Below are 11,561 nucleotides of genomic sequence, written 5' to 3'. Positions count from 1 at the left end.
GTACCAGTGGAAGGCGAACGGCGTCGTCATCATTGGCGCGACCGCCGCCACCTACAAACTGGCCGCGGCGCAGGCCGGCAAGGCCCTCACCGTCACCGTCACCGGAACCAAGACCGGCTACACCACCGCCGCGAAGACCTCGGCCGGCACAGCGGCTGTCACGCCCGCGGGACCCGGCGTCGACGTGTCCTGGCCGCAGTGCGGCAAACCCCTGCCCAAGGGCCAGAGCTTCGCGATCATCGGCGTGAACAACGGCCTGGCAAACAACACCAACTCGTGCCTGACCACCCAGCTGTCCTGGGCCGCCACGTCCACCGGCGGGACCGGGCAGCCCCTCGTGGCCCTGTACGTAAATACCGGGAACCCCGGGACGGCCGGCTCCTGGTGGCCCACCAGCAACACGTATGCCGGGAAGACCGTGGCCAACCCGTACGGCACGTGCACCAAGGGCTCGGTCGGCTCGGCGTGCTCCTATATGTACGGTTACGCCAAGGCCTACGACGACGCCAACATCCGCGGGGTCAAGAACCCGGCCTCCTACACCTGGTGGTTGGACGTCGAGACCGAAAACTCCTGGTCAACGAACCAGGCCGCCAACAGAGCTGATCTGGAGGGCATGGCCGCCTACTTTGCCAGCATCGGCGCCAAAACCGGGCTCTACTCAACCGGCTATCAATGGGCACAAATCATCGGCACGGTGCCCTCGACGAGCAGCCTTTACGCCCAGCGAAGCTGGCTCGCCGGCGGGAGCTCCCTCCAAAACGCCAGCAGCATGTGTTCGGCAGCGCCGCTGACCGGCGGCGGGAAAGTCACCATGGCCCAGTACATCTCGGGCGGCTTCGACTACAACAAGTCCTGCATCTGAGTTCCAGCCTCCGCTGAGTAATCCGGATTCAGTAGTCCGGATAGAGCTCCTCGGACGCTGTAACTGGATTGAGGGGCTCGGCAATCAATGCAGGGTCACCGAGTGCCGCTTCCGCGAGCGCTTCGCACGTCGAGAAGCGGACATCGCCTCGTTCCAGCGCAGTTTCGATAACGGTCCGCAGCGCCTCCAGCCGTCCTGCCCGCCCGGTGAGGAACGGGTGGCAAGTGAGCATGAAAAGAGCACCATGACGTCGCATTGCGTCGATCTCATGAATCCACATGTCCGCCACGACAAGTGGCGACTGGATGATTTCACCGATCTTGGGTTCCGGAAGGAAGGCATACTGCTCCCAGTCATCCAGACTCCAATGTGGGGGGAGCTCCGCAACTGTGCCTGCGGGGGTTTCGATGAGATAGGGGACGTCCGCATCCATCAGGCTGGAATCGTATTTCAGCCCGTATTCAGCCACCAGCGACGGTGTCTGCCACGAGGGCTCCCACAATGCGGCGCGGTGCCCCTTTGGAGAAATGCCGAAACGCCCAAGTGCAGCAAGCGCCAGATCGAAGTCGGCGCGTTCGTCGTCGAAACTCATGTTCACCGCGGTGCGGTGAGTGTGTGAGTGGTGCGCGATCTCATGACCCGACTCCAGGACCTGTTCCACCATGCGGGGATATCGCTCCGCGGTTACGCCTGGAATGAAGAATGTCGCCGGCTGCTGCACATCCTTCAACATCTGGAGAATCCGGGGAACACCCACCTTGGGTCCGAACGCCTGGTGAGTCATCGCCATCGCATTGTCGGCGTAGCGCCGGCCGGCGGCCAGGACGGGGGACTCGGCGTCGACGTCGAAGGTCAACGCGGCAACGCAGGCCGCCCCCTGCCTCCAGCCGCTTTTATCGATTGTCATGTTCGTCCCTCTTAGAAGAAATGAGTCAGAAGAAAGGGGTCAGAAGTCGTGGGTGGAGAGCCAGTCGGCGTAGTCGCCGAGGGCCCGCTGCAGCGGCCAGACCGATTCGTAGCCGAGATCCGCGGCGGCGGAAGCGATGCTGAAGTGGCCCTGTAAATCCAGGGTTGGATCCGTCCCGGGCCCGATCTCCACGGTGGCGTCCGGGAATGCGATTCGAACTTCTTTGACGACGTCGCTGAGTGTCCAGTACTCGCTGCCGGAGATGTTGTAGGCCAGGGGCCTGGCCGAGGCCGTTTCTGGTGCCTGGACTGCCGCCAGGACGGCAAGGGCGACGTCGCGGACGTAGACAAGGTTGTAGCGGTGGTCGGCCCCGTGGTCCTGTGAGAATGAACCATCGCGGACTACGCCGCGCATAATGTCCCTCATGACTTCATCCATGCGGTTTCCGGGTCCGTAAACCTGGCCGATGCGCAGGGAGATGACGTCGACTCCATACCTGTCGCCGTAGACCTGTCCGAGCCATTCCCCGGTAACCTTCGTCACGGCGTAAGGCGTCGTCGGATTTACTGGCTCCGATTCGAGAACCACCGCTGCTGAGGTCTTTCCGTACACGCACTCGGAAGAGAAGTTGATGATCCGTTTGACGCCGTGGAGTCGTGCCGCCTCGAAAACCGCCACCGTTCCCTCGACGTTGGCAGCAAACGTAGCCAGGGGAAAGCTCAGGGAATAGGTCGGGTGGGATATGGCGGCGGTATGGACGATGGTGTCGACGTCGTGCTCCTTGAATACTTCGAGGAGACGAGGGATATCGAACAGTTCACCCTGGACGGAAACGACGTCGGGGCGTGGCGCCTCGATGAAGTCCCGGTTGTAGCTGACTGTTTGATGACCGGCGTCGGCGAGTTCGTTGACGATGTGCCGTCCGGTGAATCCGGCACCACCTGTGACCAGAACAGAGCTCATGTGATTTGCCTTTCAGTAGGTGCGTTGGATGTGGGATTCAATGCCCAAGCGGGAACGTCGTGGTTCGACCACCATCGACAACAAGGTTGGTTCCCGTGACATAGGAGGATTCAGGACCCAACAGCCACAGGGCCGCCGCTGCAATCTCCTCAGGCAGGGCGAACCGGCCAAGCGGTACGGACACTTCGTCCCGGGCGCGTTCTGCTTCGTTCGCGAACTCGGCCGCAAGCATCGGGGTATCTGTCGTGCCCGGCGACAGTGCGTTGACCCGGACGCCGGCCGGTGCGAGTTCGGCGGCCAGTGACCGCATCATCGACAGGGCGCCGCCTTTGGTCGCGGTGTATGCGGTGTAGCCTGCCTGGCCGACGAGTGACAGCTCACTGGCAGTGCAGACCAGCGATCCACCGCCGTTGGCCGAGAGCGTTCGCGCCGCTGCCCTGGCGAAGTGGAAAGTGCCGGTCAAGTTCACCCGGATCAGTCTCTGCCACAGCTCGTCCGATGTTTCGGCGATGGGCGCAACACTGGAGATTCCTGCGGCGTTGAAGGCCCCGCTCAGGGGCCCGAGTTCCGCTTCCGCCCGGGCGAAGGCGCCATCGACCTGTTGGGACTCAGATACGTCGGCTTCGATGAAGATCACAGCGCCCGAGAGTTGGCGTCGTGCGTCTTCAAGCAGACGGTCCGGGAGACCAACCGCTGCAACCTTTGCCCCTTGCGCCAGAAGGGCGCGGGTGGTCGCGAGGCCGATGCCGGAGCTGGCTCCGGTGACAAGGTAGGCCTTGTCCTGAAAATGGCTCATGTCTTCTCTTCCCCTCTTCCCCGTTGGTTCTGGCAAGGCCGGCAGAGTGCCCCCGGTCACGATTCGGGGCATACGCCGGATTTGCCGATTTGACCCAGATGGCTGATTTAGCCAACGAGCGCACGAGTGTGGTCGTTAAGGAACATGCCGCGGGGGTCGAACTCCCGGCGTATCTGGATGAAGGTGTCAAGCTCCGGGTAGAGACGCTCCAATCGGCTCCTCGTCATGAAATGGATCTTTCCCCAGTGCGCGCGGGGCTCGAATTCCTGCAGCACCGCATCCGCATCCCGGAAGAAGGGCCAGTAGTCGGTCCCAGGTTCGGTGGTCAGGGTGATGACGGTGGTGTCGCGTCCTTGGAACTGGGACATGTAGCCTTCGTCGGCTTTCACCCAGCGGACCTCAACGGGGTACTTCTGGTCGGAATGCTTGGTGCGGATCAGATCCTGGACGGCCTGGACGGCCGCCAGGCCGTGTTCGCTGGGAACGAAGTACTCGAGTTCATGGAACGGTGTGGTGAATCCGCCCGGGTAGATGCGGTATGACCGGTCCAGCCGGGCACCTTCCGTGCGGGAAATTTCTCGCTCGTCCTGGACCTGGGCGACGTTGTACCGCTTGGTGTAGCTGCGGTTTGCCATGCTCTGGCCCGGCGAACCGGGCAGGTCCAGGAGCTCACAGGAATCGTCGTCCGGGCACCAGAGGAACGAGTAGTGCCGGTTCCCGTCGATGTCGGCCTGCCAGGTTGCTGCGGTCTCCGCCCACGTGGGATAGGTAATCTCCTCCTGCAGGTAATAGCGGTCCTCGACCGCCAGTTCGACCTCCAGGAAGATTCCGAGTGTCCCCAAGGCGACCTGGGCGGCCCTGAGTTCGCGGAGTTGCCCTTCGCCGATTTCGACGATTTCGCCGTAACCGTTGATCAGCCGGACCCAGCGCAATGCTGATGAGAAGCTGCCCAGGTTCTTTCCGGAGCCGTGGGTGCTGGTCGCGAGTGCCCCGGCGATCTGCTGCTTGTCGATGTCGCCCTGGTTGCCCAGTGCCAGCCCCTGCTCCCACAGCGGATCGCCAAAGGCGTTGATGGTGGTGCCGGCCAGGGCCCTCGCGCGTCGCCCCATGAGGTCGGTTCCGGTGATGGCCGAGAGTGCGGACATATCCATCAGGACCCCGCCCGTCTGGACAAGCGGTGAGGACGAATGCCCTGAGCCGACTGCACGTACGGGGAGGCCTTCGCGGATGGCGAACCGGACGGCGTCGAGCGCCTCCTGTTCGTTCCGCGGCCGGACGGTGAAGGCCGGCGTGGCGCTCTGGTTGCCGCCCCAGTTGGTCCAGGTTACGTCTGTCCCGAACGGAGCGGACGGGGTTGCGGCCCGCGCCGACGACGCGGAGTGGGGATGATTCGTGGTGGTCATTGCTGGGCTCCGATGCTGGTCTAAACGCTCATGCGCCGTGGTTGATCATGACGTGCTTGGTCCGGGAGTAATCGTCCAAGGCATACAGCGAGAGGTCGCGGCCGTAGCCGGATCCCTTGAATCCGCCCCACGGAACCTCGCAGGCCAACACCAGGTGTGAATTGACCCAGACGGTGCCGAAATCGAGCTGCTTCGGAACCCTGAGCGAGAGGCTCGAATCCCGGGTCCATACCGAGGCGGAAAGCCCGTAGGGACTCTCGTTGGCCCGGGTGATGGCCTCTTCAGTGGAGCTGAAGGACTCGACGGTGACGACTGGGCCAAAGATTTCGTGGGTAGCAATATGCGCCCCGGCCGGGACGTTGCTGATTACGGTGGGTTCAATGAAGTAGCCGGTGCCTTCCAAGGCCGAGCCGCCGATGGCCACCTGCAGGCCCGCAGCTTTTGCCTCGGCAAGGGCTTCCTTCACGCGTTCGAAGTGCGGGCGCGAAATCATGGGACCGATTTCCACGTCTTCCCCTGCGCCCGGAGCGCCGACGACGAGCGTGCTGACTTCGCGTACCAGGTGTTCGGTGAACTCCTCGGCCACGGACTCGTGCACGAGCACACGGCAGGCGGCGCCGCAGTCCTGGCCGGCATTCCAGAAGCCGGCGTTTCGCACGCCGGCGGCGGCCGCGCGGAGGTCGGCGTCGGCGAAGACAACAACCGGGGCCTTGCCGCCGAGTTCCAGATGGACGCGCTTGACAGACCTGGCCGCGGTCTCCGCGACTGCCTGTCCGCTGACGACGCTCCCCGTCAGCGCAATGAGCGCCACATCAGGGTGTTCGGAGAGTCGCTGCCCGACGGTTCGGCCTTTACCCGTCACGACGTTGAGGATGCCATCGGGGATGCGTCCGGCGACAAGTTCTGCCAGCTTCAGCGTCGAGAGCGGCGTCTGTTCCGAGGGTTTGAGGACGATGCTGTTTCCGGCGGCGAGGATGGGCGCGATCTTCCAGGCAGCCATCAGCAGCGGGTAGTTCCAAGGGGTGATGACGCCGACGACGCCGACGGGTTCCCTGAGGATGACCGAAGTGTGTCCGGTGGCGTAGTCGCCGCCTGCCATGGACGTCAGCGTGCGGGAAGCTCCGGCCATGAACCGGAAGGTGTCGATGGTGCTGGAGACATCGTCCTCCGCGACGGTCCGCGGTTTGCCGGTGTTGGCGGACTCGATGATTTCGAACGCCTCCCGGTTGGCTTCAATGATGTTGGCGATCAGGGACAGCACCTCGGAGCGTTCCTTCGGTGTCGTGGCGCCCCAGGACTTCTGGGCCGCCACGGCGGCCTCAACCGCAACGTCCACATCCGCGGCCGTGCCGGCCTGAACCGATGCGATGACCTGCTCTGTGGTGGGATCTACGACGTCGATCAGCTGAGTCGAGGAGCCGGGAACAAACGCTCCAGCGATGAAGTGCCCCGCCGGAGGCAAAACTGGTGGCAAGAGTCCGGCGCTGCTTTGCTCCGTTGCGGAGCGTCGGACTGTGAACTGCTCGGTGTCAGTGAGTGTCATGATATTTCGCCTTTGTTTTCTGCGCCGATCGCGGCGCCGGGAGTTTGGTGTGGGGGTGGGCGGTATGTGCCCGGGGTGCGCCGGTCTCGGCGTCGGGAGTTTGTGTTGGGGGCGGGCGGTATGCCCGCGGTGGGCGGTGCACGCCCGGGGGGGCGTTACGCCCGCGGCGCTTCAATCAGGTCAGTTGCGAAGGCAGGCGACTGAAAGGGGGCTGCTTCCGCGCTCTTCCGGAACACCCGCGCCGCAAAGTAGTACAGGGGTGCAACGACCACCAGGCCAACAATCCAGGAGACGTCCACGCCGTTCATCGCTGCGGCAATGGGGCCTGTGAACATCGCTGTTGCCGAGAACGGAACCTGGATCAGTGCGCCGGCAACATAGGCTCCGATCGCAACCCAGTTGAACGTTCCGTACACCCCGCCGTCGCGCTTGAAGAAGTCTTCAACCCGGTAGTCGCCGTGACGCAGGAGGTAGTAGTCGACCAGGTTGATGGCCGTCCAGGGAACCAGGACGTACATCAGGAAGGAGAGGAAGTTCGTGTAGAAGAAGATGAAATTGTCGCGGGCGAACAGTGCGATCGAGAGGGCGAGGGTGAAGAGGAGGATGGCCGCAATGGTCCGGGTCTTGGCGTGGGGCAACCAGGTCGGCCTGAACGTCTGCCCAATAGTGAGCGTGCACAGGACCCCGCAGTAGAGGTTCATGGCGTTCGACGCCGCAACGCCGAGGCAGAAAATTCCGATGATCACCATGGTCCATGGACCTAGCATGGCTCCCAGGCTCCCGACTATTTCGACGCTGCTGCCATCGCTGATCAGTGTCAGGGCAAGCGTTCCCACCAAGGCACCCAACACCATCGGGAAGAGTGTTCCCAGGACGCAGCCCGAGTAGGATGCCCAGAACGCCGGGCCCGAGCCGGTGCCCTGCGGCATGTAGCGGGAGTAGTCCGAAACATAGGGAGCGTAGGCGAGCTGCCAGAGGGCGGAGACGGAGATGGTGGCCATGAAGCCAACCCAGTTGAAGTTTCCCTGGTCCAGGAAGCTGGCCGGCAATCCGTGGACGGCCAAGATCCAGATGAAGGCCAGCACCAGCGCCAGACCGGCCACGATGCTCAAGATGCGTGCATAGGCGTGGATGAGCCGGTAGCCGAAGATGGTGGCAACGACGCTCAAGACGCCAATGATAATGATGCCTGCGTCAACACTGATGCCCGGGCTGACCGCGGCCAGTGCCTGACCGCCAAAGACGAGGTTCGCCGCAAAAAACCCGACGTACATGACCACCACGATGACAACGATCAGCAGCGCCCCGTACGAACCGAATTGGCCGCGGGTCTGAATCATCTGCGCCACGCCCAGCTGCGGACCTTGGGCCGAATGCAGTGCCATGAAGATGCCACCGACAAGGTTTCCAATGATGATTCCGACGATGGCGGGCACAAAGCTGAGCCCGAACACCGTGGTCGCGAGTCCCCCGGTCACGATGGTCATGATCATGATGTTGGACCCGAACCAGATGGTGAAAAGGTCCCGTGCTTTGCCGTGGCGTTCGTCGGCGGGGATGGGCTGAATCGTCTTGTCTTCGAGCCGGGGCACCTCGGCCGCGACGGCTTGAGTGGGGTGCGTGCTCATGATGCGTTCCTGGAGTTCATGGGAACCTCTTTGTTCTGTCCCGGCACTTCGTCGGGCACGGGATCTGATGTATCAATCATTCGTGACTTTTGTCACAGTGGAAATCCGGCGATTGAATAGACGCCGTAAACCTGTTCGTACATATGTACAAAGCAGGCGCAATGCCCAGCCCTTTGTGGCTCAAACGGTGGCGGCTTGCAGCTCTTGGGCGACGTTGGCGGAGGCCTTGCTGCGGTTCACCATCAGGGCGAGGAGGTCGAAGACGAGGGTCGCCGCGGCAAGTGTGGTGATGTCTGCGTGGTCGTAGGCCGGAGCGACCTCGACGACGTCTGCGCCCACGATGTTGATGCCGTCCAGTCCGCGGAGCAGGGCCAGCAGTTCGCGGGAGTGGAGCCCGCCCATCTCGGGAGTGCCGGTGCCCGGCGCGTAGGACGGGTCGAGGACATCGATGTCGATGGAGACATAGACAGGGGTGTCGCCCAGCCGCTCTTTGACGCGCTGGATCGCGGCCGGAACCCCGATGACGTCCAGATCCGAGCAGCGGATGATCTGGAAGCCGAACTCGTGGTCGCGGAGGAAGTCGTTGCGGTCATAAACCGGGCCGCGGATGCCCACGTGCATCGACTTGTCTTCGACGAGAAGGCCCTCTTCGAAGGCCCGGCGGAAGATGGTTCCGTGCGTGACCGGCTGGTCGAAATAGGTGTCCCACGTGTCCAGGTGTGCGTCGAAGTGGAGCAGGGCCACCGGACCGTGGACCTTGTTCAGCGCCCGTAGCATCGGGAGCGCGATGGTGTGGTCGCCGCCGATAGAGATGAGCCTCTTGCCGGAGCCGGCGTCGCCGAGGAGCGGGAGGGCCTGCTCCTCGATCTCGCGGACTGCACGGCCGATGTCGTAGGGGGTGCAGGCGATGTCACCCGCGTCAACAACCTGGGCTTCGTACACAGGCTCGACGTCGAGCTCCGGGTGGTAGCCGGGGCGCAGGAGCCGCGACGCTTCACGGACAGCGGCCGGACCGAAGCGGGCGCCCGGGCGGAAGGAGGTACCGCCGTCGAACGGGACACCGACAATCGCAATGTCATAGTCCGGCACGCGGTCGATCTGAGGAAGCCGGGCAAAGGTTCCCAGGCCCGCGTAGCGAGGGACTTTTGTTGCGTCGACGGGGCCGATTGGCTTGTGCGTGGTCATGACAGGGGTCCTCCAGTTGCTTGGGTTCAGCCGGCCTGGCAGATGTCCTTCTCTGAGCTGAGCTTCTGCGCCGGTTGAGGTCTATGCCTTAACTATTAGTGATCGGCGTCACGCGGTACATGCGCCGATTGACTACAAATAACCGAGGGGCTTATACATGTGTATAAGCGGCTTGGGGATGGCCTCCGGACATACGAACAGGAATCACACATGGCGATCACCGTGGCCGAACTGCTGGCCGAACCCCAGCTGGGCCTGACCCTGCTGGCGGGCTCCGCGGGCCTGGGCAACCGGGTCACCTGGGCCCACACCTCCGACCTCCCGCGCTTGTGGGAATGGATCACCGGCGGCGAGCTCATGATGACCAACGGGCTCTCCATTCCCGCGGATCCCGACGGGCAGGTTGAGCTGGCCGAGGCACTGGTCAACGCAGGTGCCAGTGCCCTGGCGATCGGCGAGCAGATGCATGCCCCTGAGCTCCAGCCCCAGTTCCTCGAAGCCTGTGACCGCCTGCCGTTGCCGGTCATCAACATCCCCTACCCGCTGCCGTTCATCGCCATCGCACGTTCGGTCGCGGAGTCTTCACTGCTTGAGGAGTCCCGCAGACTGCGTCAGACGGCCCGCATCTATGACTTGCTGCGGCTGGCGGGGCCATCTGAGAACCAGTGGCTAAGCCTGATCCTGGGCATCGAAGCTGAACTCGACGCCAACCTCTTCGTGGTTGATCGACGCTGCCTGCATGCCTGGCATCCGGGAGGCCAGTCGCTGCCGCCGGACCTCAGGCAGCAGCTTGAACCGCTGACCAGCAAGTCGCCGGTCGCCAGCAAGAAGTTCCAGTGGCACCGTTTGGGGGACGGCCACCTCCTCATGATGGATATTCCGACTCACGCCAATGCGCTTCTGGTGGTGCTGCCGAAATCCGAACCACTCCCGGATGCGGTGGTGCTGCTCCATGCGGCCACAGTCCTTGGACTGGAGCTGTCGCGGACGGTACTGTCCCTCGAGAACCAGCGCCGGCTGGGTGCGGAGTTCCTTTTGCAGGCCTTCGACGGGCGCCTGGGCATCGCCGACATTGAAAGCCGGCTCCCTGAGTTCGGGATTTCGACACGGGAATTCCTCATCATCTCGATGTCGAGCGAGGACGGCGAGAGTCTGGCCGGGATCCACGTTGATCTTTGGCGACACGGGTATCCGACGGCGTGCCAGCGCAGGTTCAATACACTGCACTTGGCTGTCGCCTCAGACTGCACCGACGATCTTCTGCGGCATGCCGCCCCCCTGGACGTGAGGATCGGGATCAGCCGGCCTTCCGCGGCCGCTGGAACGCAGAGAGCTTTGCAGGAATCGATGTGGGCGCTTGGGACGGCATCGAGCACCGGCGAGCGGTTGGTCCGCTACGCCGAGGGACCCTCGTGGCTGGGGCTCACCAGCTTTGAGGAAGGGAACGCACTGGTCCAGCGGCTGCTCGGACCCATTTTCGAATACGAACAGGGAGAAAACGGGGACCTCATCCTGACGCTGAAGACGTTCCTTGACATGCAACGGTCCTGGCAGAAAACGGCGGCGGCCCTGTTCGCGCATCGGCAGACCATCATCTACCGCATCCGGAAAATCAGTGAGCTGACAGGCCTTGATATGACCGAAACCTCCACGCTGGCGCAACTCTGGTTTGCCCTGCAGATCCATGAAGCCATGGACCTCCAGGGCAATCCGCGGCGTCTGCCGACGGCTGAGGTCAGCACTCCACGACGTTGACGGCGAGGCCGCCCATGGCGGTTTCCTTGTATTTGGAGCTCATGTCCTTGCCGGTTTCGCGCATGGTCACGATGACTTCGTCGAGGGAGACCCGGTGGGTGCCGTCGCCCCAGAGCGCCATTTTGGCGGCGTTGATGGCCTTCGCGGCGGCGATCGCGTTGCGTTCGATGCACGGGACCTGCACGAGCCCGCCGATCGGATCGCAGGTCAGGCCCAGGTTGTGTTCCATCGCGATTTCCGCGGCGTTCTCCACCTGCTGGGGCGTGCCGCCCATGACTTCGGCCAGGCCGGCGGCGGCCATCGAGGACGCCGAGCCCACCTCGCCCTGGCAGCCGACCTCCGCCCCGGAAATCGAGGCCTGCTCCTTGTACAGCACCCCGATGGCGCCGGCGGTCAGCAGGAACTTGACCACCACGTCGTCCCGGTCGGCCTGGGTGGCCTGGTCCATGCCGGGGACGAAGTGCAGCGCGTAGTAGAGCACGGCCGGGATGATCCCGGCGGCGCCGTTGGTGGGGG

At 63.5% G+C, this 11,561-nt stretch carries 10 protein-coding genes; 2 read left to right on the top strand and 8 right to left on the bottom strand.

All coding sequences use genetic code 11. The features are described from left to right. Positions 1–28 precede the first annotated feature (28 nt). Entirely contained in the window at positions 29–865 is an 837-nt protein-coding gene (locus tag ARTB_RS21185; RefSeq protein WP_243182259.1) for a hypothetical protein, read from the top strand. Positions 866–893: 28 nt separating this feature from the next. Here ARTB_RS21185 and ARTB_RS21180 read toward each other — a convergent pair whose 3' ends face one another. The 7 genes from ARTB_RS21180 to speB all read right to left on the bottom strand — a co-directional run bounded on the left by ARTB_RS21180 (position 894) and on the right by speB (position 9,290). Continuing rightward, entirely contained in the window at positions 894–1,772 is an 879-nt protein-coding gene (locus tag ARTB_RS21180) for a polysaccharide deacetylase family protein (protein ID WP_243182258.1), read from the bottom strand. 39 nt (positions 1,773–1,811) lie between these two features. Further along, entirely contained in the window at positions 1,812–2,735 is a 924-nt protein-coding gene (locus ARTB_RS21175; protein WP_243182257.1) for an NAD-dependent epimerase/dehydratase family protein, read from the bottom strand. Between the two features lie 37 nt (positions 2,736–2,772). After that, entirely contained in the window at positions 2,773–3,531 is a 759-nt protein-coding gene (locus tag ARTB_RS21170) for an SDR family NAD(P)-dependent oxidoreductase (protein ID WP_243182256.1), read from the bottom strand. 107 nt (positions 3,532–3,638) lie between these two features. Next, positions 3,639–4,934: a D-arabinono-1,4-lactone oxidase gene (locus ARTB_RS21165; protein WP_028277056.1), complete on the bottom strand. Its 1,296-nt coding sequence runs from the start codon at positions 4,932–4,934 to the stop codon at positions 3,639–3,641. Between the two features lie 28 nt (positions 4,935–4,962). Continuing rightward, entirely contained in the window at positions 4,963–6,477 is a 1,515-nt protein-coding gene (locus ARTB_RS21160; RefSeq protein ID WP_243182255.1) for an aminobutyraldehyde dehydrogenase, read from the bottom strand. Positions 6,478–6,632: 155 nt separating this feature from the next. Further along, the gene (locus ARTB_RS21155) at positions 6,633–8,105 is read right to left on the bottom strand and encodes a purine-cytosine permease family protein (protein WP_243182254.1); all 1,473 of its coding nucleotides are present in this window, start codon (positions 8,103–8,105) and stop codon (positions 6,633–6,635) included. Between the two features lie 180 nt (positions 8,106–8,285). Next, complete coding sequence (gene speB, locus ARTB_RS21150) at positions 8,286–9,290, bottom strand: agmatinase (protein WP_243182253.1); 1,005 nt, start codon at positions 9,288–9,290, stop codon at positions 8,286–8,288. Between the two features lie 210 nt (positions 9,291–9,500). Here speB and ARTB_RS21145 point away from each other — a divergent pair, with 210 nt between their 5' ends. After that, positions 9,501–11,045: a PucR family transcriptional regulator gene (locus ARTB_RS21145; protein WP_243182252.1), complete on the top strand. Its 1,545-nt coding sequence runs from the start codon at positions 9,501–9,503 to the stop codon at positions 11,043–11,045. On the opposite strand, the gene ARTB_RS21140 is transcribed toward ARTB_RS21145, so the two are convergent. Further along, positions 11,026–11,561 (bottom strand): L-serine ammonia-lyase, iron-sulfur-dependent, subunit alpha (locus ARTB_RS21140; RefSeq protein ID WP_243182251.1); only part of this gene is annotated, 536 nt, incomplete at its 5' end. The genes ARTB_RS21145 and ARTB_RS21140 overlap by 20 nt on opposite strands.

Origin of the sequence: Arthrobacter humicola, from assembly GCF_022803015.1 — a bacterium.
Classification (GTDB): domain Bacteria; phylum Actinomycetota; class Actinomycetes; order Actinomycetales; family Micrococcaceae; genus Arthrobacter; species Arthrobacter humicola_A.
This window is presented reverse-complemented; position numbering and strand designations above follow the sequence as displayed.

What these genes read in the sequence shown, in the direction of transcription:
- ARTB_RS21145 (WP_243182252.1), top strand. Translation starts at nt 9,501, where the DNA reads ATGGCGATCACCGTGGCCGAACTGCTGGCCGAACCCCAGCTGGGCCTG.
- ARTB_RS21165 (WP_028277056.1), bottom strand. Translation starts at nt 4,934, where the DNA reads ATGACCACCACGAATCATCCCCACTCCGCGTCGTCGGCGCGGGCCGCA.
- ARTB_RS21155 (WP_243182254.1), bottom strand. Translation starts at nt 8,105, where the DNA reads ATGAGCACGCACCCCACTCAAGCCGTCGCGGCCGAGGTGCCCCGGCTC.
- ARTB_RS21170 (WP_243182256.1), bottom strand. Translation starts at nt 3,531, where the DNA reads ATGAGCCATTTTCAGGACAAGGCCTACCTTGTCACCGGAGCCAGCTCC.
- speB (WP_243182253.1), bottom strand. Translation starts at nt 9,290, where the DNA reads ATGACCACGCACAAGCCAATCGGCCCCGTCGACGCAACAAAAGTCCCT.
- ARTB_RS21175 (WP_243182257.1), bottom strand. Translation starts at nt 2,735, where the DNA reads ATGAGCTCTGTTCTGGTCACAGGTGGTGCCGGATTCACCGGACGGCAC.
- ARTB_RS21180 (WP_243182258.1), bottom strand. Translation starts at nt 1,772, where the DNA reads ATGACAATCGATAAAAGCGGCTGGAGGCAGGGGGCGGCCTGCGTTGCC.
- ARTB_RS21160 (WP_243182255.1), bottom strand. Translation starts at nt 6,477, where the DNA reads ATGACACTCACTGACACCGAGCAGTTCACAGTCCGACGCTCCGCAACG.